Here is a 26,641-nt window from a genome sequence, read left to right as displayed (position 1 = left end):
TGCTACTCGGCCGAGGGCGCCTCGCCCTCGTCCGTGCCGGTGGTCGCGGCACTCTCGGCGGTCTCGTCTTCGGCCACGTCGCCGTCGACTTCCTCCGCCTCGCGTCCCGCCTCGGCGTTACGTGCGATACCGACGACGGCATCGCGCTTGCCCAGGTTGATCAGTTGGACGCCCATCGTGTCACGGCCTGTCTCCCTGACCTCGCTGACTCGCGTACGAATCACACCGCCGGACAGCGTGATGGCGAGGATTTCGTCGCTCTCCTCGACAATCAGCGCACCGACGAGCGACCCACGATCCTCAACGATCTTGGCAGCCTTGATGCCGAGGCCGCCGCGACCCTGGACGCGGTACTCATCGACGGCGGTCCGCTTCGCGTACCCGCCGTCGGTGGCAGTGAACACGAACGTACCGGGTCGAACAACATTCATCGAGAGCAGCTCGTCACCCTCGCGGAAACTCATGCCCTTGACGCCCGAGGTGGCACGGCCCATCGGACGCAGGGTGTCGTCAGAGGCGGTGAACCTGATCGACTGAGCCTTCTTGCTGATCAGCAGCAGATCGTCATCGGCCGAGACGAGTTCGGCTCCGATCAGTTCGTCATCGGATCCGTCCTCCCGCTCCCGCAGGTTGATGGCGATGACACCACCGGAACGCGGCGAATCGTAATCCTTCAGAGGCGTCTTCTTGACCAGACCGGCCTTGGTGGCCAGCACCAGGTACGGCGCCGCCTCGTAGTCGCGGATCGCGAGGATCTCGGCGATCGCCTCGTCCGGCTGGAAGGCCAGCAGGTTCGCCACGTGCTGGCCGCGCGCGTCCCGCCCGGCGTCGGGCAGCTCGTAGGCCTTCGCGCGGTAGACGCGGCCCTTGTTGGTGAAGAACAGCAGCCAGTGGTGCGTCGTCGACACGAAGAAGTGGTCGACGATGTCGTCTTCCTTGAGCTTCGCGCCCCGTACGCCCTTGCCGCCGCGCTTCTGCGCCCGGTAGTCGTCCGCCTTGGTGCGCTTGACGTAGCCCCCGCGCGTGACGGTGACGACGATGTCCTCCTCGGCGATGAGGTCCTCGATGGACATGTCACCGTCGTAGGGCACCAGCATGGTCTTGCGGTCGTCGCCGTACTTCTCGACGATCGCGGCCAGCTCCTCGCTGACGATGCCGCGCTGGCGGATCGGGGAGGCGAGGATCGCGTTGTACTCGGTGATCTTCGCCTGGAGTTCGTCGTGCTCCTGGACGATCTTCTGGCGCTCCAGGGCGGCCAGGCGGCGCAGCTGCATCTCGAGGATGGCGTTGGCCTGGATCTCGTCGATCTCCAGGAGCTCCATCAGGCCCCCGCGCGCGATCTCGACGGTGTCGCTGCGCCGGATCAGCGCGATGACCTCGTCGATGGCGTCCAGGGCCTTCAGCAGGCCGCGCAGGATGTGCGCCCGCTCCTCGGCCTTGCGCAGCCTGAAGCGCGTACGGCGGACGATGACCTCGATCTGGTGCGTCACCCAGTGGCGGATGAACGCGTCCAGCGAGAGGGTGCGCGGGACGCCGTCGACGAGCGCCAGCATGTTGGCGCCGAAGTTCGTCTGCAGGTCCGTGTGCTTGTAGAGGTTGTTCAGGACGACCTTGGCGACCGCGTCCCGCTTCAGGACGATGACCAGCCGCTGCCCCGTACGGGACGAGGTCTCGTCGCGCACGTCCGCGATGCCGCCGATCTTGCCGTCCTTCACCAGGTCGGCGATCTTCTGCGCGAGGTTGTCGGGGTTGACCTGGTAGGGCAGCTCCGTGACCACCAGGCACTGGCGGTTCTGGATCTCCTCGACCTCGACGACCGCGCGCATGGTGATCGAGCCGCGGCCCGTGCGGTAGGCCTCCTCGATGCCCTTGCGGCCCACGACGAGGGCACCGGTCGGGAAGTCGGGACCCTTGATGCGCTCGATGAGGGCGTCGAGCAGCTCCTCGTGGGTCGCGTCCGGGTTCTCCAGGCACCACTGGGCGCCGGCCGCGACCTCGCGGAGGTTGTGCGGCGGGATGTTGGTGGCCATGCCGACCGCGATGCCCGCCGAGCCGTTGATCAGCAGGTTGGGGAAACGGGCGGGCAGGACGGTCGGCTCCTGGGAGCGGCCGTCGTAGTTGTCCGTGAAGTCGACGGTCTCCTCGTCGATGTCGCGGACCATCTCCATCGACAGCGGCGCCAGCTTGCACTCGGTGTAGCGCATGGCGGCCGCCGGGTCGTTGCCCGGGGAGCCGAAGTTGCCGTTGGAGTCCACCAGCGGCATCCGCATCGACCACGGCTGCGCGAGGCGGACCAGCGCGTCGTAGATCGAGGAGTCGCCGTGCGGGTGGTAGTTGCCCATGACGTCGCCGACGACGCGGGCACACTTGTAGAAGCCGCGCTCGGGGCGGTAGCCGCCGTCGTACATGGCGTACAGGACACGGCGGTGGACGGGCTTGAGACCGTCCCGGACGTCGGGCAGCGCGCGGGACACGATGACGGACATCGCGTAGTCGAGGTAGGAGCGCTGCATCTCCGTCTCGAGCCCGACGGGCTCGACGCGGAGGGTGATCTCGCCGCCCTCTTCAGGCGTGGCGGGAGTGTTTTCGTCGGTCATTGCTGGTACGGATCCTTCCTGGTGCGGTCAGCTGAGACCGACTCAGATGTCGAGGAAGCGGACGTCCTTGGCGTTGCGCTGGATGAAGGCGCGGCGTGCTTCGACGTCCTCGCCCATGAGGACCGAGAACAGGTCGTCGGCCTGGGCGGCGTCGTCGAGGGTGACCTGGCCGAGGACGCGGTGCTCCTGGTCCATCGTGGTGATGCGCAGCTCCTCGGCGTTCATCTCGCCGAGACCCTTGAAGCGCTGGATCGAGTCCTCACGGACGCGCTTGCCGCGCTGGCGGCCGAGCTCGATCAGCGCGTCGCGCTCGCGGTCGGAGTACGCGTACTCCGCGTCCTCCCGACCCCACTTGATCTTGTAGAGCGGGGGACGGGAGAGGAACACGTGGCCCGCCTCGACCAGCGGCCGCATGAAGCGGAACAGGAAGGTCAGCAGCAGGGTGTTGATGTGCTGGCCGTCGACGTCGGCGTCCGCCATCAGGATGATCTTGTGATAGCGGAGCTTGGAGATGTCGAAGTCCTCGTGCACGCCCGTGCCGAAGGCGGAGATCAGCGCCTGGATCTCCTGGTTCTGCAGGATCTTGTCGATCCTGGCCTTCTCCACGTTGAGGATCTTGCCGCGGATCGGGAGGATCGCCTGGTACTGCGGGTTACGGCCGGACTTGGCCGAGCCGCCGGCGGAGTCACCCTCGACGATGAAGATCTCGCACTTGGTGGGGTCGTTCGACTGGCAGTCGGAGAGCTTGCCCGGCAGGGACGCCGACTCGAGCAGGCCCTTGCGGCGGGTGAGGTCCCGGGCCTTGCGCGCCGCCACGCGCGCGGTGGCCGCCTGGATGCCCTTGCGGACGATGTCCGCCGCCTCGACCGGGTTACGGTCCAGCCAGTCGTTGAGGTGCTCGTAGACCGCCTTCTGGACGAAGGTCTTCGCCTCCGTGTTGCCCAGCTTGGTCTTGGTCTGGCCCTCGAACTGGGGCTCGCTCAGCTTGACCGAGATGATCGCGGTCAGACCCTCGCGGATGTCGTCGCCCGTGAGGTTGTCGTCCTTCTCCCGCAGCAGCTTCTTGTCGCGCGCGTACTTGTTGACCAGGTTCGTCAGCGCCGCGCGGAAGCCCTCTTCGTGCGTACCACCCTCGTGCGTGTGGATGATGTTGGCGAAGGAGTACACGCCCTCGCTGTAACCGCTGTTCCACTGCATCGCCACTTCGAGGGAGAGGCTCTTCTCCTTGTCCTCCGCCTCGAGGTCGATCACGGTGGGGTGCACCACGTCTCCCTTGCGGGAGTTGAGGTACTTCACGAAGTCGACGATGCCGCCCTCGTAGTGGTACGTGACGGTCTTGACCTCGTCCTTCTCGTCCGCACCCGCCTCGTCCGCCCCGGCCGTGGCCTTCGCCGACTCGCGCTCGTCAGTGAGTTTGATCGTCAAACCCTTGTTGAGGAACGCCATCTCCTGAAAGCGCCGCGAGAGCGTCTCGAAGGAGTACTCCGTGGTCTCGAAGATGTCCGGGTCGGCCCAGAAGGTGACCGAGGTGCCGGTCTCGTCGATGGCCTCGTGCTTGGCGAGCGGCGCCGTGGGGACGCCCATCTTGTAGTCCTGCGTCCAGCGGTGCCCGTCGGTCCTGACCTCGACGGAGACCTTGCTCGACAGGGCGTTCACGACCGAGACGCCGACACCGTGGAGACCACCGGAGACCGCGTAGCCGCCGCCGCCGAACTTGCCGCCCGCGTGCAGCACGGTCAGCACCACTTCGAGGGCCGGCTTGCCCTCGGAAGCCACGATGCCCACCGGGATGCCGCGGCCGTTGTCGACCACGCGCACGCCGCCGTCGGCCAGGATGGTCACATCGATGGTGTCGGCGTGCCCAGCCAGCGCCTCGTCGACGGAGTTGTCGACCACCTCGTACACGAGGTGGTGCAGGCCGCGCTCACCGGTCGAGCCGATGTACATACCGGGTCGCTTGCGGACCGCGTCCAGACCCTCGAGGACGGTGATGGCGCTGGCGTCGTACGAGGCCGTGACCTCGCCGTTCGAGGTGTCGGCCACGTCGTTCGCGCCTTCGTCGGTGGACGGGATGTTCTCGTTGGGGTTGCCGGAATCGGCCACGAAGCGCCCTTTCTGGCACAGCACGAGCCAGGCTCGTCGGCGGGTTGCCGGAGCGGCTGCGGCATGTTGCGTTGGTAAGCCTTGATCAGCGTTGCTCAGCTTTTCCCGGGCGGTCCCCACGTTTGGGGCGGGATTGGCTTCCAGTCTACCGGTAGCGCCGACAGTGATGGGGGTTTGCCGGTACCTGAGTCCGCATGTGCCGCCCTGAACCGGTCTCTTCCGGGTCCCGATATGTGGATGGGGGCTCCAAGAGGCTCACGGAGGCACTCAGCGCTTCGAGGTGTCAACCCCTCGCTACTCCGGGGTCAGATCGGGATTCGCAACCACGTGCGGTCGCCGGACAGAACCACCACACGCTTCCGTCACGTGAGGTACGTCACCCCACGTCAGCCACACCCCGACAGCCCACGTCAGCCGTAGGTGTCACCGGGTCCGGTGCTGCCGGGAGCGCGCAGGGGGCCGTAGCGACGGGCGGGACCGCTGGGGCCGTGCACCTTGATCAGCTTCACCGCGCCGTGGCCGAGGTCCTCGTTCAGGCGGGCCACCAGGGTCGGGGCGAGCAGGCGGAGATTCGTCGCCCAGGCCGTGGAATCGCAGCGCACGACCAGGACGCGCTCGTCCTCGTCGTACTTCTCCGGGACACAGTGCTTGGCCACGTCCGCGCCGACGATCTCCGGCCAGCGGCCCATCACACCGCCCACCGCCGCCGGGGTCTCCCACCCGCGCTCGGTGAGGAGCCGATTGATCGCGGCGCCGAGCGCCATGGGGTCGCGGCCGTCGGCCCGCGCGCCCGAACGCAGGCCCCCACCGCGGCGCGCCTGCTTCTTCTGCTGCGCGGCGTCCCCACGCGCGCGTGCCTGTTCCCGCGCCGCCCGCAGCGCCACGCGCGCGAGGTCCACACCGGAAGGCTCGGGAGCCTTCTTCGGGTCCTTCTTCCGGGCCGGTTCGTCGACGCTCATACGCGCTCCACCGTCCCGTCGGACACCGCGTAGCGCGCACCGGTCAGCACGTGCGGTACGTCGTCGTCGACCGCGGCCGTCACCAGGACCTGCTCCCCGGGCGCGACCAGCTCGGCCAAGCGCTCGCGACGGCGGGCGTCCAGCTCCGCGAAGACGTCGTCGAGGACCAGCACGGGCTCGTTGCCCTCGGCCCGCAGCAGGTCGTACGACGCCAGGCGCAGCGCCAGCGCGTAGGACCAGGACTCGCCGTGGGACGCGTATCCCTTGGCGGGCAGTTGCCCGAGTTTGAGAATCAAATCGTCCCGATGCGGTCCTACGAGGGTGACGCCCCGCTCGATCTCCTGCTTGCGGGCCTCGGCGAGCGCGGCCATCAGCTGATCGTGGAGCTCCTCGCGCGTGTGGCCGGTGATGCCGGCCGCGGACGCCTTGTAGTCGAGGGCGACCGGTCCGCCGCCCGGTGCCAGCTGCTCGTACGCCTTGTCGGCGAGCGGCTGGATCGCGGCGACCAGGTCGAGACGCTGGGCGAGCAGCTCCGCGCCCACGCGCGCGAGGTGCTGGTCCCAGACATCGAGCGTGGACAGGTCCATGGCACGGCCCCCGTGGCGGCGGGCCAGCGCAGCCGTCTTCAGGAGGGTGTTGCGCTGCTTGAGGACCCGCTCGTAGTCGGAACGCACACCGGCCATGCGCGGGGAGCGCGCGGTGATCAGCTCGTCGAGGAAGCGGCGCCGCTCCCCGGGGTCGCCCTTGACCAGGGCAAGATCCTCGGGGGCGAACAGCACCGTCCGTACGATGCCCAGCACGTCACGGGGTCTGACCTGCGACGACCTGTTGATGCGGGCGCGGTTGGCCTTGCCGGGATTGAGTTCCAGCTCGACGAGCTGCTGCCGCTCACCCTGCTTCACCTGCGCCCGGATGATCGCGCGGTCGGCGCCCATGCGGACCAGAGGGGCGTCGGAGGCGACGCGATGGCTGCCCAGGGTGGCCAGATAGCCGACGGCCTCGACGAGGTTCGTCTTGCCCTGGCCGTTGGGGCCGACGAAGGCGGTGACGCCCGGGTCGAGCGGAACTTCGACCCGGGCGTACGAGCGGAAGTCGGCCAGCGACAGATGCGTGACGTGCATGGTCGTGAACCGACCTCCCCCAGATTCTTCGGGTGCTGGTTACTTCGTCTCGACCGCGTGGCCGCCGAACTGGTTGCGCAGCGCGGCGATCATCTTCATCTGCGGCGAGTCCTCCTGACGGGAGGCGAACCGGGCGAACAGCGAGGCCGTGATCGCGGGAAGCGGCACGGCGTTGTCGATGGCGGCTTCCACAGTCCACCGGCCCTCGCCGGAGTCCTGTGCATAACCCTTCAGCTTCTCCAGGTGCTCGTCGTCGTCGAGGGCGTTCACCGCGAGGTCGAGCAGCCAGGAGCGGATGACCGTGCCCTCCTGCCAGGAGCGGAACACCTCGCGCACGTCCGTGACGGAGTCGACCTTCTCCAGGAGCTCCCAGCCCTCGGCATAGGCCTGCATCATGGCGTACTCGATGCCGTTGTGGACCATCTTCGAGAAGTGGCCCGCGCCGACCTTGCCGGCGTGCACCGAGCCGAAGTCGCCCTCGGGCTTGAGCGCGTCGAAGACCGGCTGCACCTTGGCGATGTTCTCGGCGTCGCCGCCGTACATCAGCGCGTAACCGTTCTGCAGGCCCCAGACGCCGCCGGAGACGCCGCAGTCGACGAAACCGATGCCCTTGGCCGCGAGCTCCTCGGCGTGCTTCTCGTCGTCCGTCCAGCGCGAGTTCCCGCCGTCCACGACGACATCGCCGGGCTCCAGCAGCTCGCCGAGCTCGTCGACGGTGGACTGGGTCGCGGCACCGGCCGGAACCATCACCCACACCACGCGCGGGCCGTTGAGCTTGCCCACAAGCTCTTCCAGGCTGTGGACATCGGCGAGGTCCGGGTTGCGGTCGTATCCGATGACGGTGTGGCCTGCGCGGCGTATCCGCTCGCGCATGTTGCCGCCCATCTTGCCGAGGCCGACGAGACCGAGCTCCATCAGTTGTTCCTTAGGTTGCGGTGTGGCGTGAGGGGCACTTTCGTACCTGCGTCCGAGCCTAAACCCGGACGCTCACGCACACCTGTGGGCATACGCGCTCAGACGTACGCCCTGCCCTGCGGCTTCATCGGCCGGTCCCGGTGTTCCACCGGGACCGCGAGCGCTGTGGACAACTGCCGGCCGCCGGGACGCGCGGTCTCTCAGCCGCTCAGCCGCACCGGCATGATCAGGTACTTGTAGGCCTCGTCCGCCTCGGCGTCCACCGCCGGCCTGCCGCTGAGCAGGGCGGGCTTCGTGGACGTCGTGAAGGACAGCTGGGCCACCGGGGAGTCGATGGCGCTCAGGCCGTCCAGCAGGAACGTCGGGTTGAAGGCGATGGAGATGTCGTCGCCCTCGAGCTGGGCGTCGACCCTTTCCACAGCCTGTGCGTCGTCGCTGGAGCCGGCCTCCAGGATGAGCACGCCCTGCTCGAAGCTGAGCCGCACCGGCGTGTTGCGCTCGGCGACCAGGGCCACGCGCTTGACGGCCTCCACGAAGGGGGCGGTCTCGATGACGGCCACGCTGTTGAACTCCGTCGGGAACAGCGTGCGGTACTTCGGGAGGTCGCCCTCCAGCAGCCGGGTCGTCGTGCGACGTCCGGCGCCCTCGAAACCGATCAGACCCTCGCCCGCGCCCGAACCGGACAGCGCCAGGATGACGCTGTCCCCGCTGGTGAGCGCCTTGGCGGTGTCCTGGAGCGTCTTGGCGGGGACCAGCGCGACCGCGGAGACGTCCGGGTTCTCCGGCTTCCACAGGAACTCGCGGACCGCGAAGCGGTAGCGGTCGGTGGACGCCAGCGTGACGGTGTCGCCCTCGATCTCGATGCGCACACCGGTGAGCACCGGGAGCGTGTCGTCGCGGCCGGCCGCGATGGCGACCTGCTGCACGGCGGAGGCGAAGACCTCGCCGGGGACGGTGCCCGTCGCGACCGGCATCTGGGGCAGGGCCGGGTACTCCTCCACAGGCAGCGTGTGGAGTGTGAACCGCGAGGAGCCGCAGACCACCGTCGCCCGTACACCGTCTGTGGAAATCTCCACCGGCCGGTTGGGGAGGGCGCGGGAGATGTCGGCGAGCAGGCGGCCGGAGACGAGGACCGTGCCCTCCTCCTCCACCTCCGCCTCCACCGACACACGCGCGGAGACCTCGTAGTCGAAGCTGGACAGGCTCAGCTGACCGTCCTCGGCCTTCAGCAGAAGGCCGGCGAGGACAGGCGCCGGCGGACGGGCCGGGAGGCTGCGCGCCGCCCAGGCCACTGCCTCCGCGAGTACGTCGCGTTCCACCCGGATCTTCACTGTTGCCGCCTCCTGCTGTTGCCGGCGCTTCTCGCCCTGCCTGGCCTTCGTCGTCTGTCTCGGTGTCGTCGACCCCTGTGACGGGAAGGACACCGGGGAACAGTCTGACGCACGGCACTGACAGTAGGTGCCTCTCGGGGTCAAGTCGTGACGAGGGGCAGCCGGGCACCGAGGGGCGAGTTGTGCACAGGGCCCCCTTCGAAACGGATTCCTCGCTCTCTCTAGTTGGGAGTAGTAGTAGGGCCTGTGGATACCGTGGATAACCCTGTTTTCCCAGCTCAGAGGCGGTTTTTTGTCCACGGGCCCTGTGGGCGACGGCGGTGGACAACTCGGGGTTTCTGTGGAGAACGGAAAGTTCTGCACACCCCATGCACAGACGGGGGCGACTTCTCCCCAGCGTCGTCCCCAGCTTTACCCGCCTTTCCCACAGCCCAACCCGGCACCCTTGTGTGACGCCTTTCACTCGACGCAGTGAGGAGGCGCGTCGCGTTGCCGAACAGTGGACAGGCATGTGGAGAAGCCGGGGATCATTGGGGACAACGGGCCCGGCCCTGTGGGTTGCCGGTGGACAACTCCGTGCACAGCTTGTGGATCATCTCGGTGTCCACAGCCTGTGGAGATCCTTCGTCCACGAATCCACAACCACCTGACCTGGTGTGATGGTCTTTCAACAGGGCCCCCTGTGGATACGATCTGGACAACTCCGCAGTCCCCAGGGTGTGGACGGGAAAAAGTCGCCCAATCTGTGGAGAGTGGCCGTAACCCGGCGGGTAATCGAACAGCGGATGGCTCGGGGATGGCTGGGCGTGCACCGGGAACGACAAAGGGCGCCCCCGGGATCTGCTCCCTGAGGCGCCCTCGACGTGTCGTCCGCGGCCCTGCCGGCCGTTGTTCCAGCCGATCCCCAGCCGTTCCTTCAGCCGTTCTTGATGCGGTTGGTCAGCTCGGTGACCTGGTTGTAGATGGAGCGCCGCTCGGCCATCAGATTGCGGATCTTGCGGTCGGCGTGCATCACCGTCGTGTGGTCACGGCCGCCGAACAGCGCCCCGATCTTCGGCAGCGAGAGGTCCGTCAGCTCGCGGCACAGGTACATGGCGATCTGCCGGGCCGTCACCAGCGCGCGGCCGCGCGAGGTGCCGCAGAGATCCTCCACGGTCAGCCCGAAGTAGTCGGCGGTGGCGCCCATGATGGCCGTCGAGGTGATCTCGGGAGCCGAGTCCTCGCCACCGGGGATGAGGTCCTTGAGGACGATCTCCGTCAGGCCCAGGTCCACCGGCTGCCGGTTGAGCGAGGCGAACGCCGTCACCCGGATCAGCGCGCCCTCCAGCTCGCGGATGTTGCGCGAGATCCGGGAGGCGATGAACTCCAGTACCTCCGGCGGGGCGTTGAGCTGCTCCTGGACCGCCTTCTTGCGCAGGATCGCGATACGCGTCTCCAGCTCGGGCGGCTGGACGTCGGTGATCAGCCCCCACTCGAAACGGTTCCGCAGCCGGTCCTCCAGGGTCACCAGCTGCTTGGGCGGCCGGTCGCTGGAGAGCACGATCTGCTTGTTGGCGTTGTGGAGCGTGTTGAAGGTGTGGAAGAACTCCTCCTGTGTCGACTCCTTGTCCGCCAGGAACTGGATGTCGTCGACGAGCAGGATGTCCATCTCGCGGTAGCGCTTGCGGAAGCTGTCTCCCTTGCCGTCGCGGATGGAGTTGATGAACTCGTTGGTGAACTCCTCGGAGCTCACGTACCGCACACGGGTGCCCGGGTAGAGGCTGCGCGCGTAGTGCCCGATCGCGTGCAGCAGGTGCGTCTTGCCGAGGCCCGACTCCCCGTAGATGAACAGGGGGTTGTACGCCTTCGCGGGCGCCTCGGCGACGGCGACCGCTGCCGCGTGCGCGAAACGGTTGGACGCGCCGATGACGAAGGTGTCGAAGAGGTACTTCGGGTTCAGGCGTGCCGTGGGCTCGCCGGGACCGGTCGCCGGCGAGGGCTGCGCGGCCAGCGGGCCGGGCGCGCCGGTGGTGGGCAGGCTGGGTCCGACCGGGCCGCCGCGGTGCACATGACCGGAGCCGGCGGGCGGCTCGGGCAGGTCGCGGCGGACGGGGTCGCGCTGGTCGTAGTCCGCGCGTGACGATTCGTAGTCGGAGCGCTGCTGGTCGTACGACGGCCGCTCCATGGCCTGCGGGCGGTAGTCCTGCGACGGCGGACCGTACGAGTCCTGCGACGAGCCGTAGGCGTCCGGTCCCGTGGGGCCGTAGGAGTCCTGGGACCCAGAGCCGTAGGCGTCACGGGACGGCGACGCGTACGGGTCGCGCTCCGGGAAACCGAGGCGCTGCTGCTGCCAGTTGTACTCGTCCTGCGTGGGGCGCGGCCAGGCGCCGGGCTCGGGGCGCTGGTACTCGGACGGATACGCGGGTCGGGCGGTGGGCAGCTGGTCCCCGCGAGCGTGGGGACGCTGATCACCCTGCGTGCCGGGAGACGGCTCGGCGCGGTGGCGGCCGTAACCCTCGTACTGGCCGGAGGGGAGCTCGGGCTCCTCGTAGCGCGGCTGAGGCTGGGAGGGAGGCGCCGGTGGGGCCGGGGGCTCGCCGGCGGAGTCGTCGACGGTGATCGCGATGCGGATCGGACGGCCGCACTCACGGCTCAGGGTCTCGCTGACGATCGGGGCGAGGCGGCCTTCCAGCACGCCCTTCGCGAACTCGTTCGGTACGGCGAGCAGTGCGGTGTCCGCGACGAGCGCGAGCGGCTGGCAGCGTCGGATCCAGTGCTCGTCCTTCACCTCGACGCCCTGTCCGCGGCCCTCGCCGAGGAGCTGATCGAGTACTCGTGGCCACACTGCGGCAAGATCGGCAGGTACGTCAGCCACAGGGCACGCTCTCTCACGGGTCCCACGAACGTGTGGTTGTGGGACGGGTCGGGGTTCACATCGGGTCGGGCAGGGACAAAGGAACGAATCGGAGTTCATCCACGGTAGTCAGGGCAACGGCTGCGGTTCAAGTTGTTGTCCCCAGGCTGTGGATAGTGTCTCTCCGTGACTCCTGGTTTGACCCAATGGCGTAGCCCCGCGTACCGTAACCAGGTCGAGTTGTCGATGGCTGCTGCCGCCTGCCTCCGATGGGCACAGATCGCGTACCGGTGATCGGAAAGCGGTGCACTCGGGCGTAACGCGAGCTACTCGTGGGCGCACGGTGACAGCCAGGACGGCACCCCGCAACCACCGATTTATTTCTGGAGCCCCCGAGTGAGCAAGCGCACCTTCCAGCCGAACAACCGTCGTCGCGCCAAGACCCACGGCTTCCGCCTGCGGATGCGCACCCGTGCCGGCCGCGCGATTCTCGCGAACCGCCGTAGCAAGGGTCGCGCCAGCCTGTCCGCCTGAATCTCACAGGTCGTGACGTCGTGCTGCCTACCGAGCATCGGCTGAGGCGGCGCGAGGACTTCGCGACCGCAGTACGACGAGGTCGCCGGGCTGGACGCCCCCTCCTCGTCGTACATCTTCGTAGCGGTGCCACGGACCCGCACGCGCCTGGGGAGAGCGCTCCCCCGACGCGTGCGGGTTTCGTCGTGAGCAAGGCCGTGGGTGGCGCGGTCGTGCGCAACAAAGTGAAGCGCAGACTGCGCCATCTGATGCGTGACCGAGTCGCCCTGTTTCCCCCCGGTAGCCTGGTAGTCGTACGAGCGCTGCCCGGAGCGGGCGACGCCGACCATGCACAGCTGGCCCGAGACCTGGATGCCGCCCTTCAACGGCTACTGGGAGGGGGCGCGCGATGAAGTACCCGCTGCTGGCTCTGATCAAGCTGTACCAGTGGACGATCAGTCCTTTGCTGGGGCCGGTCTGCAAGTACTACCCGTCGTGCTCCCACTACGGCTACACGGCCATCGACCGGCACGGCGCGATCAAGGGAACGGCACTTACCGCCTGGCGCATCCTGCGGTGCAATCCGTGGTCGCTCGGCGGGGTGGACCATGTTCCGCCGCGCAAGCGTCCGCGGTGGCACGAAGCGCTGCGCAACGCCTGGCGTGCACGCAAGGGCGGGCACTCCGCCGCCGAACCGGCCACCGAGGGACAGGGGACGCCAGACCGTCCCTCGAGCCCGGCCGCAGAGACCCCGTCCCATGTCCAAGGAGCATGATTAGTGGACACGATTGCCAGCCTCTTCAGCTTCATCACGACACCCGTTTCCTGGGTCATCGTCCAGTTCCACTCGGTGTACGGGAAGGTCTTCGGTCCCGACACGGGTTGGGCCTGGGGCCTGTCCATCGTGTCCCTGGTGATTCTGATCCGCATCTGCCTGATCCCGCTCTTCGTGAAGCAGATCAAGGCGACCCGGGCCATGCAGACGCTGCAGCCCGAGATGAAGAAGATCCAGGAGCGCTACAAGAACGACAAGCAGCGCCAGTCCGAAGAGATGATGAAGCTGTACAAGGAGTCGGGTACCAACCCGCTCTCCTCGTGCCTTCCCATCCTGGCGCAGTCCCCGTTCTTCTTCGCTCTGTACCACGTGCTCAACGGCATCGCGACGGGCTCGACGATCGGCGTCATCAACGAGTCGCTGCTCGCCAGCGCCCGTAAGGCACACATCTTCGGTGCCCCGCTCGCCGCGAAGTTCACGGACGGTTCGTCGAAGGTGGAGGCGCTCGGCGCTTCCCTCACCGACGTCCGGGTCGTCACCGCGATCATGATCGTCCTGATGTCGGCTTCGCAGTTCTACACGCAGCGCCAGCTGATGACGAAGAACGTCGACACGACGGTGAAGACGCCGTTCATGCAGCAGCAGAAGATGCTGATGTACGTCTTCCCCGTCATGTTCGCTGTCTTCGGCATCAACTTCCCGGTCGGTGTCCTCGTCTACTGGCTGACCACCAACGTGTGGACCATGGGCCAGCAGATGTACGTCATCCGCAACAACCCGACCCCGGGTTCCAAGGCTCAGGCCGCGTACCTGGAGCGCCTCCACAAGCACGTCACGCACCACGGCAAGACCCGCAGCCGCGGCGAGAAGACCATCGTCAAGGCCATCGTGGCGAAGGGTCGCGACCGTAACGAGTTCGAGCGCAAGTTCATCAACGGCCTGACCAAGGCGGGTCTTGTGGCGCAGGCCGACGGCACCGTGATCAAGGGCGAGAGCCAGGTCGCTGTCGAGACCGAGGGCGGTGCGCCCGCGACTGCTCCCAAGCGTCAGCAGCCCAAGCGTCAGACCAAGGCCCAGCGTCAGACCGGCGGCTCGAAGGTGGCAGGCGAGACCGAGCAGCCGACCACGTCGCTGAGCAAGTCCGACGACGAGCCGGAGGACGCCAGGCCCGCCGCCCCTGCGAAGAACGCCGGATCGAAGCCCAGTAGCGGCGGCACCCGCAGCAAGGCCCAGTCCGGCCAGCGCAAAGGCCCGCAGCGCCCCAAGTCCCCGTCCAAGAAGTAAGAAGGAGCCCATCCCGTGACGGAAGGCACCACCTCCGCCGCTGCCGAGGGTGCAGACACCCTGACCCGCCTGGAGCAGGAGGGCGAGATCGCGGCGGACTACCTCGAGGGTCTGCTGGACATCGCCGATCTCGACGGCGACATCGACATGGACGTCGAGGCCGACCGAGCCTCTGTCTCGATCATCAGCGACGCCGGCACCCGGGACCTCCAGAAGCTGGTCGGCCGGGACGGCGAGGTGCTGGAGGCGTTGCAGGAGCTCACGCGTCTCGCCGTCCACCGGGAGACCGGGGATCGCAGTCGGCTGATGCTGGACATCGCCGGCTACCGCGCCAAGAAGCGCGCCGAGCTCTCCGAGCTGGGCGCCAAGTCCGCGGCCGAGGCCAAGAGCACCGGCGAGCCGGTGAAGCTGAAGCCGATGACCCCGTTCGAGCGCAAGGTCGTGCACGACGCGGTCAAGGCGGCGGGCCTGCGCAGCGAGTCCGAGGGCGAGGAGCCGCAGCGGTTCGTCGTCGTCCTCCCCAACTGATTCGGTACGAACGTTCCTCCGGCCCCGTCTGTTGCGCAGGCGGGGCCGATCTTTGTCAGCCTGGTAGTTCTGGTGGTCGGCGCTCGGAGCGCCGATGCTGTACGGAAGGACGGTCCCCCGTGACGGAGGCAGCGGAGCTCCCCCCTGCGCCCGAAGAGGCGCGTGACGTATTCGGCGATCGCTTCGAGGACGCGGTCCGGTACGCCGAGCTCCTGGCCGAGACAGGAGTGCAGCGCGGGCTCATCGGTCCGCGAGAGGTGCCCCGCCTGTGGGAGAGGCACTTGCTGAACTGTGCGGTGCTCTCCGAGGTCGTCCCCGAGGGGGTGACAGTGTGCGACGTGGGCTCGGGCGCGGGCCTGCCCGGTATCCCGCTGGCGCTGGTCCGTGAGGATCTGAAGATCACCCTGCTGGAGCCCTTGCTGCGGCGCACGAACTTCCTGACCGAGGTCGTCGAGCTCCTGGGCCTGGATCATGTGACCGTCGTCCGTGGCCGCGCCGAGGAGGTCATGGGCAAGCTGCAGCCGGTCCATGTGGTCACGGCCCGGGCCGTGGCTCCGCTGGACCGACTGGCTACCTGGGGCATCCCGCTGTTGCGCCCGTACGGGGAGATGCTCGCTCTCAAGGGCGACACCGCGGAGGAGGAGCTGAAGAGCGCGGCCGCCGCCCTGAGCAAGCTGGGCGCGGTGGAGACGTCCATCCTGCATGTGGGTGAGGGCGTGGTGGATCCGTTGTCCACGGTGGTCCGGGTCGAGGTCGGGGAGAGCCCCGGAGGCGTGCGATTCGCAGCGAAGCGGGCGAAGGCAGCCCGGACGGGCCGAACGCGCCGTCGCCGGTGATGGTGGGGAGCGACTGTGATGGGTGTCTCTGATCCGTCCTGACCACGAGACGTACTCCACACAAGCTTCCCAACCTACGTAGCCCGGAGTGTCGCGAAGGTCCGGCCGCAGCCGCTGTGCATCGTGTTTCACGTGAAACGTCGCTCCCTGCTGCATGGAATCATCAGCCGTGGCCGCGCTGCGGCCGAACCTCGCGACCGCAAGCCCCTTGGATCTCTCGGTGAGACCCCTGTTTCCGGGGTGGAGGCGGCCCCCGTGGGGGGCACGGAGTTGTCCACAGAGGTGGATTTCTCCACAGAACCCCAGGGCTCACTGGTTCACGACCCCGAAGGCATGGGAGGCTCTGTTCATTGCGAGCCTGAAGTCGAGGAGAGTGAATCCTTGCGGTCCGACGCCAACATCGCGGGACCGATGACCGATCCGGTCCCCGGTCCCCGTACCGAGTCGATGGGGGGTGATGTTTCACGTGAAACACCGCCTCCGATGGACGACACTCCGATCGGTCGTGCTGCCCAATTGGCGGTGGAGGCGCTAGGCCGCGCCGGCGAAGGTCTGCCACGGCCACACCAGACCCGCGTCATGGTGGTGGCCAACCAGAAGGGCGGTGTGGGCAAGACAACGACCACCGTCAACCTTGCCGCTTCGCTGGCCCTGCATGGTGCCCGAGTCCTCGTGATCGACCTCGACCCGCAGGGCAATGCGTCCACCGCGCTGGGGATCGATCATCACGCCGAAGTCCCGTCCATCTACGACGTGCTGGTCGACAGCAAGCCTCTCGCTGAAGTCGTCCAGCCCGTTCCCGATGTCGAGGGGCTGTTCTGTGCCCCCGCCACGATCGATCTCGCCGGTGCGGAGATCGAGCTGGTGTCCCTGGTGGCACGGGAGAGCCGTCTGCAACGGGCGATCCAGGCGTACGAGCAGCCGTTGGACTACATCCTCATCGACTGCCCGCCCTCGCTCGGCCTGCTGACGGTCAACGCGCTGGTTGCGGGCCAGGAGGTCCTCATCCCGATCCAGTGCGAGTACTACGCGCTGGAGGGCCTGGGCCAGCTGCTGCGCAATGTCGACCTGGTGCGGGGGCACCTCAACCCCGTCCTCCATGTGTCGACCATCCTGCTCACCATGTACGACGGCCGGACACGCCTCGCGTCCCAGGTCGCAGACGAGGTGCGCACCCACTTCGGTGACGAGGTGCTACGGACGAGCATTCCCCGCTCGGTCCGTATCTCCGAGGCGCCGAGCTATGGGCAGACGGTGCTGACCTACGATCCAGGATCGAGCGGCGCCCTCTCCTATCTTGAGGCGGCACGTGAAATCGCGCTGAAGGGTGTCGGTGTCAGTTACGACGCGACGCACGCCCATATCGGCGCCCAGAGCGATCCAAGCATGGTGGAGGGGATCCAGTGAGTGACCGACGGAGGGGGTTGGGCCGTGGGCTCGGCGCACTGATCCCTGCTGCACCGGCGGAGAAGGCGCCGCCTCCGGCCGGGTTGGGAGGCGCGGCCTCCGTGTCCCCCGCTGCGGTTCCGGTGTTGACGGCCGAGCGCGGGGTGGCCGCGGCCAAGGTGGCTACGCTGCCGCCTGTTTCACGTGAAACCGAGGATCTGTCGGTGAACGGCGCCGTCGAGGCGCCCGCGCCTCCCATGGGCGCGCACTTCGCCGAGCTCCCTCTCGACTCCATCTCGCCGAACCCCCGGCAGCCGCGTGAGGTGTTCGATGAGGACGCCCTCCAGGAGCTGATCACCTCCATCAAGGAGGTTGGCCTCCTCCAGCCGGTCGTCGTACGGCAGCTGGGTCCCGGGCGCTACGAGCTCATCATGGGCGAGCGGCGCTGGCGGGCCTGCCGTGAGGCGGGACTCGAGGCGATCCCGGCGATCGTGCGGGCCACCGATGACGAGAAGCTCCTTCTGGACGCGCTCTTGGAGAACCTGCACCGGGCGCAGCTGAACCCGCTGGAAGAGGCAGCTGCCTATGACCAGTTGCTGAAGGACTTCAATTGCACGCACGACCAGCTGGCGGACCGGATCGGACGATCCCGCCCGCAGGTCTCCAACACCTTGCGTCTGCTGAAGCTCTCGTCGGCGGTCCAGAAGCGGGTGGCCGCCGGAGTGCTCTCGGCGGGACACGCCCGTGCGCTGCTCTCCGTCGAGGACTCGGAGGAACAGGATCGGTTGGCCCATCGGATCGTGGCTGAGGGGCTCTCGGTGCGGGCCGTCGAGGAAATCGTGACCCTCATGGGGTCGCGTCCTCAGAAGGCCTCACGTTCCAAGGGGCCCAGGGCCGGCGCCCTGGTATCGCCGTCGCTGACCGACCTCGCGAGCCGTCTCTCGGACCGTTTCGAGACCCGGGTGAAGGTCGACCTGGGCCAGAAGAAGGGCAAGATCACCGTCGAGTTCGCCTCGATGGAGGACCTCGAACGGATTCTGGGCACCCTCGCCCCGGGCGAGGGCCCCGTCCTGCAGAAGGGCCTTCAGGAGGGCGACTCCGTGGCGTCGGAGGACTGAGCCTCCTTTGGCCGGCGCAGGGCATTCGAGCTCGGCCGGTCGACAGAGCAGGCCGTGTCCGGTGTGTACCGGAACACGGCCTGCTCTTTGCTTTCTGACGGTATCGATGGAATCGCATCGTGGATACGATGCGGGTGGGGTATGGCGCATCCACCTGGCAGCACGTCTGAGTGGGAGGCGGGGGCCATGCGAACGATGGGCCGCACCGGACTGGTGAGCGCGGTACTGGGGCTGGGCGCGGTTGGCGGCTTCGTCGGCAGCCTGCTCAGGGAACGGAGCGCTCTGGCAGCCGCCCGCGACACTGTGGGCGAAGGAAGCGAGGAACAGCCTTCATGGGGCGTCGGCTCGTACCGCTCACGCTGGACAACCTTCAGGACCTTCCCCGGCGCTGTCGGTCGTGTGTCTTCTGGGAGCTGGACCCAGTCAGCGGTGAGGCAGCGGTAAAGGCGGGCACACCCGCCTTGGAGAAGGAGTCCTGGATCTCCGCGGTCCTCCTGGACTGGGGATCGTGCGGCCGGGTCGTCTACGTCGACGATGTGCCGGTGGGGTTCGTGCTCTATGCCCCTCCGGCCTACGTCCCTCGCTCCACGGCCTTTCCCACAAGCCCCGTCTCGCCGGACGCGGTGCAGCTGATGACCGCGTTCATCATGCCGGGCTACCAGGGGCAGGGGCTGGGCCGTGTGATGGTCCAGACGGTGGCCAAGGATCTGTTGCGTCGGGGCTTCAAGGCGATCGAGGCCTTCGGTGACGCTCACTGGAAAGAGCCCGCCTGCATGCTGCCTGCCGACCATCTGCTGGCTGTGGGCTTCAAGACGGTCCGGCCGCATCCCGCGCATCCGCGGCTGCGCCTGGAACTACGGACGACGCTCTCCTGGAAGGAAGACGTCGAGATGGCTTTGGACCGGTTGCTGGGAGCAGTGCAGAAGGAGCCGGCGCTCCGGCCGCTCTAGCGACGACTGGTCATGCGAATGGGCCAACCCATCCGGGTTGGCCCATTCGTGTTTCACGTGAAACATGTGCCGTCGGCTCGACGGCCCCGAACGTTACTCGGCGATGAAGTCCTCAAGGTCGCGGACGATCGCGGCCTTCGGCTTCGCACCGACGATGGTCTTGGCGACCTCGCCGTTCTGGTAGACGTTCAGGGTGGGGATCGACATGACACCGTACTTGGCGGCCGTGTCCGGGTTCTCGTCGATGTTGAGCTTGACGATCTCGATCTTGTCGCCGTACTCGGTGGCGATCGCCTCGAGCGAGGGCGCAATCTGACGGCACGGACCGCACCAGGCGGCCCAGAAGTCCACCAGGACGGGCTTGTCGCTCTTGAGGACGTCCTGCTCGAAGGAGTCGTCGGTCACGTTCTTCAGGGTGCCGGCCACAGCGGGCTCCTTAATGGTTGTGCGTGGGGCGGATGGGGGTCAGGCAGAGGTCTTCTCGGGCTCGGCCTGCTCCTCGTCCGCAAGGGCGGCGAGGAAACGCTCGGCGTCGAGGGCGGCGGAGCAGCCGGTGCCGGCTGCGGTGATCGCCTGGCGGTAGGTGTGGTCGACCACGTCACCGGCGGCGAAGACACCGGTCAGGTTGGTCCGCGTGGAGGGCGCGGCGACCTTGAGGTAGCCCTCGTCGTCCAGGTCGAGCTGGCCCTTGAACAGCTCGGTGCGGGGGTCGTGGCCGATCGCGATGAACAGGCCGGTGGCCGCCAGGTCCGAGAGCTCGCCGGTCTTGAGGTTGCGCAGCTTCAGGCCGGCCAGCTTCGGGTCACCCTGAATCTCGGCGACTTCGCTGTCCCAGACGAACTTGATCTTCGGGTCGGCGAAGGCACGCTCCTGCATCGCCTTGGAGGCGCGCAGGGTGTCCCGGCGGTGGACGATCGTCACGGACTTGGCGAACCGGGAGAGGAAGGTGGCCTCCTCCATCGCGGTGTCACCGCCACCGATCACGGCGATGTCCTGGTCCTTGAAGAAGAAGCCGTCACAGGTGGCGCACCATGACACGCCGCGGCCGGAGAGGGCGTCCTCGTTGGGCAGGCCGAGCTTGCGGTGCTGCGAGCCGGTGGTGACGATGACGGCCTTCGCCTTGTGGACCGTGCCCGCGGTGTCCGTGACGGTCTTGATCTCACCGGCCAGGTCGACGGAGACGACATCGTCCGGGATGAGCTCGGCGCCGAAACGCTCGGCCTGGGCACGCATGTTGTCCATGAGCTCGGGGCCCATGATGCCGTCGCGGAAGCCCGGGAAGTTCTCCACCTCGGTGGTGTTCATCAGGGCACCGCCCGCGGTGACGGCGCCCTCGAACACCAGCGGCTTCAGCGACGCGCGTGCGGTGTAGAGCGCCGCCGTGTAGCCGGCGGGCCCGGAGCCGATGATGATCACGTTACGGACGTCGCTCACGGCTTGATTCCTCGTCTCTGGACTGGGTCGTACGGCCGGGGGAGTCCCTCTTGGAGCTCTCACCCCACCCAACGGATCCTAAGGGGCGCGCATTCCCGCTGTGTCCGGGCACACGCAGAGGCGACACCGTACGGGATACCACGCAGGACGGAGATGAAGCGGCGGGTGCGGCGTGCGCGCTCAGGAACGCGTGTAGGAGTGGGTCAGCAGCACCTTGGCCTTGGTGGACGACGGGTGGCCGACACAGGTCGCATCCATGATGTAGACGGTCACCCGCGTGCTGTCGGAAGTGTTGGGGAGCACCACGAGGAGCGCGTCCGTCCCCTTGTAGATGCCTTCCTCAGTTGCGAGCGCCGCGTCGTCGCGGCCGATGCCCTTCTGGATGCAGGCCGGGACCGTGGGCTGGTTGAAGACCTTCGGCTTGGTGGTGCCGGGGGCGGTCTCCACGCCCAGGCCGTTCGGAGATCGTGAGCCGCCGGAGCTCTCAGCGAGGAGAGTCGCCACCTGCCGCTCGAGCTTTCCTTCGGAGAAGGTGTCCGCTGTGGTGGACTGATGCCCCTGGGCCGAGCTCCCGGGCGACGTGTCGTTCCACAACGAGGACAGCAAAACCGACCCCAGCCCCAGTGCGGCAGCCGTGAAGGCGGCGCCCAGGACGGCAACCTTGCGGCGCCCACGCCGCCGGCCGTCCTTGCGGCCCGGGCCGGTGGAGTTACGCGCGTGGCCCGCGGGGCGGTCCGTCGCGGTCGGTGTTTCACGTGAAACATGCGTACCGCCGTCCGCGCCGGAGGTGGAGCGAGTCGCGGCCACCGACAGCGGGGCGCCCACGGCATCGGGTGCCGTGGCGCTGAGCAGAGCCTCCGCGGCGAGGGCGGCGTCGATACGGCCAGCGACCTCGGCCGGCATATGGGGCGGGCCGGGGACCGTCCCGAGCAGACCCCGGATCTCCTCGAGCGACGCGTACACGTCTGCGCAGAGCTCGCACTCGTCCAGATGCCGTCGTACCTCCGCGGTACGGGACGGCAGAAGCAGGCCCTCGGTGAGGTCGGAGATCTCCGCGACGTCCGGGTGCCCGGCCATGTCCGTGGATGTCACGCTCGCCCACCTCCGCCCTTCACAGCAGCTGAGTCGCTTGATCCTGGATCGCGGGGATCCGCATCCTGCGGTCCCGCTGCCGGTGGGACGGATGTCCCCTGCGCCCGGTTCCGTCCTTCGCCCGGCCCGCCGCTCTCATCGGCCTTTTCCGGCCGCAGATGGGTGAGCAGCGGCAGGAGTCTGGCTCTGCCCCGGGCACAGCGGCTCTTCACCGTCCCGGTAGGTACGTCGAGCATGCGTGCTGCCTCGGCGACGGGGTAGCCCTGCATGTCCACCAGGACGAGGGCCGCCCGCTGGTCGGGCGGGAGCGTGCCGAGTGCCTCCACGAGCTCACGGTGCAGATCGTTGCGCTCGGCAGGAGCCGAGGCCGACTCGTGCGGCTCCAGCAGCTGCTCGAGGCGCTCGGTGTCGTCGACCGGCGAGGTCTTGCGGGAGGCGGCCTTGCGGGCGCGGTCCAGGCAGGCGTTCACCGTAATTCGGTGCAGCCACGTTGTGACGGCCGACTGACCGCGGAAGGTGTGGGCGGCCCGGTAGGCGGAGACGAGGGCGTCCTGGACCGCGTCAGCGGCCTCTTCGCGGTCGCCCAGCGTGCGCAGAGCGACCGCCCAGAGACGGTCGCGATGGCGCCGCACGAGCTCGCCGAAGGCGGCCGGTTCACCTTCGACATGGCGGGCGAGCAGATCCTGGTCGCTCACTCCGTCGTATCCGGCGCCTTCCGCCATCGGAGCCCCTCCCCCTCCGGTGAGACGTCAGCCCGTGAACTTCACGTCGGTGATGGCCTGCTTGTAGCCGGCGCTGCTGTAGCCGTCGGACGGTGCGTTCGGTACGGCGGTCACCCACAGCAGTACGTACTGCGTCTTCACCGTCTTCGACGCCTTCACCGTGAGCGAGGTGCTGCTCGTCGTGGAGTTTCCGATCTCCTTCATCCCGTCGATCCCCGTCGAGGGGGACAGGGAGTCAGCGGCGTAGAGGTGCACCGCGGTGCGGTCGCCGCCGTACCGGAGCCCTATCGACGCGGCCGAGATCTCCTGGGCCGAGCCGAGGTCGTAGACGATGCCCACGCCCGGCTTGTACGGCGCGAGTGTCGGACCCTCGTTGTAGCGCTTGGTGCGCCAGAACGTGGAGCTGTCGCCGTCGTACGTGTTGCCGACGTCACCGGGCGATTGGGCGTCGCCACTCGCGACGTACTCCTCGGCGTCCTGGATGTTGAGTGTCTTGACCGGCTTGGTCTGCTCGCCGCTCTTGTCGTTGTCGTCCGTCGTCTGCGTCTGGTTCGTGTCGTCGGACGAGTGGCTCTGATCCATCAGGGCGTCCGCGAGCTGCCAGCTGCCGAGGCCGAGGGCGGCGATCAGGAGCGCCGAGACGGCCCACTTCAGCGCCTTGCCAGTGCGGCTCTGCAGCGGGGGTGGCGGGGTCGGCACCGGCTGCGTGGCACCGGGACGCGGTGCGGGACGGCCGTACGTGCCCTGCTGGTAGGTCGTGCGCTGGTACTCGGGCGGTGCCGTGAACGCGGGCTCCGGCGGGCGGATGCGGGGCATCTCGCCGATGGCCTTCACCAGTTCCTCGGGCGTCGTGCACGGGGCTTCGTGACGGGAGGCCGTGGCGCCGTCGTTGACGAGCGCGCGCATGGCCAGCTCGGACAGGCCCCGGTGGACGTGGGCACGGACCTGGTCCGGGGCGATGAGGCCGACGTCCTTGGGCAGGCCGGACAGGCCGTAGGCGTCGTTCTCGTACGGCCAGCGCTGGGTGAGTGCCGCGTACAGCAGGGCGCCGATCGCCTCGGTGTCGGTGCGTTGCGGTGTGTCGGAACTGATGCCGCGCAGCGCGGCGTTCACGGCGAGGCCGCGGATCCGCCACTGGCCGGTGGAGGCGCGCAGCACGGCGTTGGGGTTCAGGCGCAGATGGGCGAGGCCCTCGCGGTGGGCGGCGGCCATGGCGGAGGCGATCTGGCTGACCATCTGGTAGGCGTCGTGCGGCTCCAGTGGGCCGGAGGACAGCAGCGTGGTCAGCTCGGTGGCGTCGGGCAGCCACTCGTGGACGACGTAGACGAGGTCGTTCTCCTCGACGGCGTCCAGGACCTGGACGAAGCGGGGATCGCCCAGCAGCGCGGAGGAGCGGGCCGCGGCCAGTACGGAACGGGCCCGCGCATGATCCGCGGGCAGGACGTGTACGCCGACGGCGCGACGGAGTTTCTCGTCGACCGCACGCCAACTGCTGAATCCGTCCAGACGGGTGACGCACTCCTCGAGGCGATAACGTCTGGCGAGCTTGTGGCCGCTGTGCAGCTCGGGCGGTGAGGCCTTCCCGGGACGCTCGGTCCCGCCACTCCCCTGTGCCTCGTCGATGTCCGTGTCCCGCTCCCGGTTCTGGGCCACCCCGTCGGCCGTGGACTGGTCCGCCTGTGCGGTCAGCGGCTCGTCGCCGCTGTTGTCTGCCACGTCGACGGCAGCCGTGCTCCGTTCCGCCACCGTCGTCCCTGCCTCCCCATCTGTTGCGCGCCGTCCGACGCCGATCCAATTGTGCCCACAGTCCGCCGCTATGCACGACACACGATGGCGGACGATGGTTGTGCGCCTACCCCCGCCTCAGCGCCCCAGACGCCCGCGCACCATACCGACGAGGGAGTTGAGTTCCTCGATCCGCATGCGGCGGGCGGCGACGTAGAAGATCCCGAGCAGGACGGCACCTCCGGCCAGCAGCGCGGCGAAGGAGCCGGCCACCCCCTGGCCGAGCGTGTGGCCGATGCCGTAGCAGGCAGCGCCGGCCAGCAGTGCGGCCGGTACGGAGGCGATGCACAGCCGCGCGTAGGTGCGCAGCACGCGTGTGCCGTCCAGGTCGCCGCCCAGCCGCTTGCGCAGTCGGCGCCACGCGACACCGACACCGATCGCGTAGGCGAGGCCGTACGCGGCGGCCATGCCGACCACGGCCCACCGGGCCGGGACGAGGAAGTAGATCAGGACCGAGGCGCCCGCGTTGACCGCGGCCACGATGACCGTGTTGTAGAAGGGGGTCCGGGTGTCCTCGTAGGCGTAGAAGGCGCGCAGCACGACGTACTGCACCGAGTAGGGGATCAGGCCCAGGCCGAAGGCCATCAGCATGAAGCCCATGTTGGTGGCTTCGCTGGTGCCGGAGGAGCCGAAGATCAGCGTGCACATCGGGATACCGAGGGCGAGGAAGCCGAAGGCGATGGGCACGATCGCGACGGCCGTGGTGCGCAGGCCCTGGGAGATGTCGTCGCGGACGGCGCCGCCGTCTTTCTCGGCCGCAGAGCGTGAGATCCGCGGCAGCAGGGCCGCCATCAGGGAGACGGTGATGATGGCCTGCGGCAGACCCCAGATCAGCTGGGCGTTGGCGTAGGCGGCGAAGCCGGTGCCCTTGACGTGGGAGTCCTTGCCGGCGGCGGTGGACAGCTGGGTGACGACCATGGCGCCTGCCTGGTTGGCGAGGACGAACAGCACGGTCCACTTGGCGAGCATCGCGGCCTTGCCGAGGCCGTGGCCCTTCCAGTCGAAGCGCAGCCGCAGCCGGAACCCGGTCTCGCGCAGATAGGGAATCATCGCGAGGGCCTGTACCACCAGGCCGAGCAGGACGCCGATGCCGAGGAGCCGCTGGCCCTCCGGCGGGATGTTGCCGACTTCCATCCCGGAGTTGCCGGCGGTGCCGTACACCCAGATGAACATGCCCAGCGTCACGATGATGACGATGTTGTTCAGGACCGGGGTCCACATCATCGCGCCGAACCGGCCCCGGGCGTTGAGGATCTGCCCCATCACCACATGAACGCCCATGAAGAAGATCGAGGGCAGGAAGTAGCGGGTGAAGGTGACGGCGACCTCGTTGGCCGCGGGGTCGTTGGCGACCCCGACCGACAGCATGCGCACCAGGAGGGGGGCGGCGAACATCGCCAGCGCGGTGAGCACGCCGAGCGCCACCATCACGAGGGTCAGCAGCCGGTTGGCGAAGGCCTCGCCGCCGTCCTCGTCGTCCTTCATCGCCCGCACCAGCTGAGGCACGAAGACGGAGTTGAGGCCGCCACCGACGGTCAGGATGTAGATCATCGTCGGCAGCTGGTAGGCGACCTGGAAGGAGTCACCGAGGAGGCCGAGGCCGAGGGCGGAGACGATCAGCGCCGAGCGGACGAAGCCGGTGAGGCGGGAGACCATCGTGCCGGCGGCCATGACGGCGCTCGACTTCAGCAGGCCCGAGGCCCGCCCGCCCTTCTTCGCGGCGGGAGCGTGAGCCGGGGCGGGTGCCTCCGCCGCGGGAGGCGGGGTGGGGGCCTGGTACTGCCCCACGGGCCTCTGATCCGCTCCGGGGGCGCTGGTCGGCCCCGGCACAGCGGCAGGGTCCATCGGCGGGCGTACGGTGCCCCGTTGCTGGTCCCGGAAGAGATGGGCGAAGGCGTCCGGCTCGTAGCGCTCCTCGCCGGCCTGGGTGACGAGGTCGTCGACGCCCACGAACTGGGTCGTACGGGGGTCCTCGCCGTACGGCAGGTACTGGGTCGGGCCCGCTGGTTCCGGTGCCGGGGTCTGCGCCCACACGCGCGGGTCGGGGGCGTACGGCGACTGGGGCGGCTGCGCGTACAGCGGCTGCTGCGGCTGGTACGTCCCCGGGGGCGGCGGGGGATGTGCGGCACGGTCGTAGAGCGCCTCGGCGACCGGGTCCTGGGCGGAGAGGTCCTGCGCCCGGTAGGGGTCCTGGTCGTAGGCGTCCTGGAGGTACATGTCCGCCGGGTGGTGCGGCGGCACCTGGCCGTGCTCCGGCGGCGGGCCCTCGGGGTGGTGACCCGAGCTGCCCGCGGCCTGGCCGCGGTCACCGTCGTACGGCGCGTTCATGGTTACCCCACCTCATCGTCCCGGGCCCACC

22 protein-coding genes are annotated in these 26,641 nt (G+C 68.4%); 9 read left to right on the top strand and 13 right to left on the bottom strand.

Translation table 11 applies throughout. The features are described from left to right. Nucleotides 1-2: 2 nt before the first annotated feature. From gyrA to dnaA, 7 genes are all read right to left on the bottom strand, one after another. Nucleotides 3-2,597, bottom strand: a complete 2,595-nt coding sequence (gene gyrA, locus ACFY16_RS11470) for a DNA gyrase subunit A (protein WP_390646875.1) — start codon at nucleotides 2,595-2,597, stop codon at nucleotides 3-5. Nucleotides 2,598-2,639: 42 nt separating this feature from the next. Further along, nucleotides 2,640-4,724, bottom strand: a complete 2,085-nt coding sequence (gene gyrB, locus ACFY16_RS11465; protein ID WP_390646874.1) for a DNA topoisomerase (ATP-hydrolyzing) subunit B — start codon at nucleotides 4,722-4,724, stop codon at nucleotides 2,640-2,642. Between the two features lie 386 nt (nucleotides 4,725-5,110). After that, nucleotides 5,111-5,659 carry a DUF721 domain-containing protein gene (locus tag ACFY16_RS11460; RefSeq protein WP_390646873.1) on the bottom strand — a complete coding sequence of 183 codons (549 nt, stop codon included), beginning with the start codon at nucleotides 5,657-5,659 and terminating at the stop codon, nucleotides 5,111-5,113. Beyond that, nucleotides 5,656-6,780, bottom strand: a complete 1,125-nt coding sequence (recF, locus tag ACFY16_RS11455; protein ID WP_390646872.1) for a DNA replication/repair protein RecF — start codon at nucleotides 6,778-6,780, stop codon at nucleotides 5,656-5,658. The genes ACFY16_RS11460 and recF overlap by 4 nt, the downstream gene beginning before the upstream one ends. 39 nt (nucleotides 6,781-6,819) lie before the next feature. After that, the gene (gene gnd, locus ACFY16_RS11450) at nucleotides 6,820-7,695 is read right to left on the bottom strand and encodes a phosphogluconate dehydrogenase (NAD(+)-dependent, decarboxylating) (protein WP_390646871.1); all 876 of its coding nucleotides are present in this window, start codon (nucleotides 7,693-7,695) and stop codon (nucleotides 6,820-6,822) included. Nucleotides 7,696-7,895: 200 nt separating this feature from the next. Beyond that, entirely contained in the window at nucleotides 7,896-9,026 is a 1,131-nt protein-coding gene (gene dnaN / locus ACFY16_RS11445) for a DNA polymerase III subunit beta (protein WP_390647240.1), read from the bottom strand. A gap of 916 nt (nucleotides 9,027-9,942) precedes the next feature. Beyond that, on the bottom strand, nucleotides 9,943-11,880 hold the full coding sequence (gene dnaA, locus ACFY16_RS11440) for a chromosomal replication initiator protein DnaA (RefSeq protein ID WP_390646870.1): 1,938 nt from the start codon (nucleotides 11,878-11,880) through the stop codon (nucleotides 9,943-9,945). A 375-nt stretch (nucleotides 11,881-12,255) separates the two neighbouring features. Here dnaA and rpmH point away from each other — a divergent pair, with 375 nt between their 5' ends. From rpmH to ACFY16_RS11395, 9 genes are all read left to right on the top strand, one after another. After that, entirely contained in the window at nucleotides 12,256-12,393 is a 138-nt protein-coding gene (gene rpmH / locus ACFY16_RS11435) for a 50S ribosomal protein L34 (protein WP_005482975.1), read from the top strand. Nucleotides 12,394-12,413: 20 nt separating this feature from the next. Further along, complete coding sequence (gene rnpA / locus ACFY16_RS11430) at nucleotides 12,414-12,785, top strand: ribonuclease P protein component (protein WP_351139146.1); 372 nt, start codon at nucleotides 12,414-12,416, stop codon at nucleotides 12,783-12,785. Then, the gene (yidD, locus tag ACFY16_RS11425; RefSeq protein WP_390646869.1) at nucleotides 12,782-13,147 is read left to right on the top strand and encodes a membrane protein insertion efficiency factor YidD; all 366 of its coding nucleotides are present in this window, start codon (nucleotides 12,782-12,784) and stop codon (nucleotides 13,145-13,147) included. Before rnpA ends, yidD begins: the two co-directional genes overlap by 4 nt. A 3-nt stretch (nucleotides 13,148-13,150) precedes the next feature. Beyond that, entirely contained in the window at nucleotides 13,151-14,431 is a 1,281-nt protein-coding gene (yidC, locus tag ACFY16_RS11420; protein ID WP_390646868.1) for a membrane protein insertase YidC, read from the top strand. 15 nt (nucleotides 14,432-14,446) lie between these two features. Then, nucleotides 14,447-14,959 (top strand): R3H domain-containing nucleic acid-binding protein, encoded by a 513-nt coding sequence (locus ACFY16_RS11415; RefSeq protein WP_351139153.1) that lies wholly within the window; start codon nucleotides 14,447-14,449, stop codon nucleotides 14,957-14,959. Between the two features lie 119 nt (nucleotides 14,960-15,078). Further along, the gene (gene rsmG, locus ACFY16_RS11410; protein ID WP_390646867.1) at nucleotides 15,079-15,795 is read left to right on the top strand and encodes a 16S rRNA (guanine(527)-N(7))-methyltransferase RsmG; all 717 of its coding nucleotides are present in this window, start codon (nucleotides 15,079-15,081) and stop codon (nucleotides 15,793-15,795) included. Nucleotides 15,796-16,128: 333 nt separating this feature from the next. Then, on the top strand, nucleotides 16,129-17,202 hold the full coding sequence (locus ACFY16_RS11405; RefSeq protein WP_351139157.1) for a ParA family protein: 1,074 nt from the start codon (nucleotides 16,129-16,131) through the stop codon (nucleotides 17,200-17,202). Continuing rightward, a complete protein-coding gene (locus tag ACFY16_RS11400; RefSeq protein ID WP_390646866.1) occupies nucleotides 17,199-18,299 on the top strand; it encodes a ParB/RepB/Spo0J family partition protein in 1,101 nt (366 codons plus the stop codon). Before ACFY16_RS11405 ends, ACFY16_RS11400 begins: the two co-directional genes overlap by 4 nt. Before the next feature lie 332 nt (nucleotides 18,300-18,631). After that, nucleotides 18,632-19,249: a GNAT family N-acetyltransferase gene (locus ACFY16_RS11395; RefSeq protein WP_390646865.1), complete on the top strand. Its 618-nt coding sequence runs from the start codon at nucleotides 18,632-18,634 to the stop codon at nucleotides 19,247-19,249. A gap of 93 nt (nucleotides 19,250-19,342) precedes the next feature. Here ACFY16_RS11395 and trxA read toward each other — a convergent pair whose 3' ends face one another. The 6 genes from trxA to murJ all read right to left on the bottom strand — a co-directional run bounded on the left by trxA (nucleotide 19,343) and on the right by murJ (nucleotide 26,610). After that, nucleotides 19,343-19,675 carry a thioredoxin gene (gene trxA / locus ACFY16_RS11390; protein ID WP_390646864.1) on the bottom strand — a complete coding sequence of 111 codons (333 nt, stop codon included), beginning with the start codon at nucleotides 19,673-19,675 and terminating at the stop codon, nucleotides 19,343-19,345. 39 nt (nucleotides 19,676-19,714) lie between these two features. Beyond that, nucleotides 19,715-20,683 carry a thioredoxin-disulfide reductase gene (gene trxB / locus ACFY16_RS11385; protein ID WP_390646863.1) on the bottom strand — a complete coding sequence of 323 codons (969 nt, stop codon included), beginning with the start codon at nucleotides 20,681-20,683 and terminating at the stop codon, nucleotides 19,715-19,717. Nucleotides 20,684-20,863: 180 nt separating this feature from the next. Beyond that, the gene (locus tag ACFY16_RS11380; protein ID WP_390647239.1) at nucleotides 20,864-21,760 is read right to left on the bottom strand and encodes an anti-sigma factor family protein; all 897 of its coding nucleotides are present in this window, start codon (nucleotides 21,758-21,760) and stop codon (nucleotides 20,864-20,866) included. 11 nt (nucleotides 21,761-21,771) lie between these two features. Further along, nucleotides 21,772-22,497, bottom strand: a complete 726-nt coding sequence (gene sigM, locus ACFY16_RS11375) for an RNA polymerase sigma factor SigM (protein ID WP_390646862.1) — start codon at nucleotides 22,495-22,497, stop codon at nucleotides 21,772-21,774. A 27-nt stretch (nucleotides 22,498-22,524) separates the two neighbouring features. Continuing rightward, a complete protein-coding gene (locus ACFY16_RS11370) occupies nucleotides 22,525-24,243 on the bottom strand; it encodes a protein kinase family protein (protein ID WP_390646861.1) in 1,719 nt (572 codons plus the stop codon). A 117-nt stretch (nucleotides 24,244-24,360) separates the two neighbouring features. Next, nucleotides 24,361-26,610, bottom strand: coding sequence for a murein biosynthesis integral membrane protein MurJ (murJ, locus tag ACFY16_RS11365; RefSeq protein WP_390646860.1), 2,250 nt, complete (start codon nucleotides 26,608-26,610; stop codon nucleotides 24,361-24,363). Nucleotides 26,611-26,641 lie beyond the last annotated feature (31 nt).

Origin of the sequence: Streptomyces sp. NPDC001315, from assembly GCF_042896175.1 — a bacterium.
GTDB lineage: Bacteria > Actinomycetota > Actinomycetes > Streptomycetales > Streptomycetaceae > Streptomyces.
This window is presented reverse-complemented; position numbering and strand designations above follow the sequence as displayed.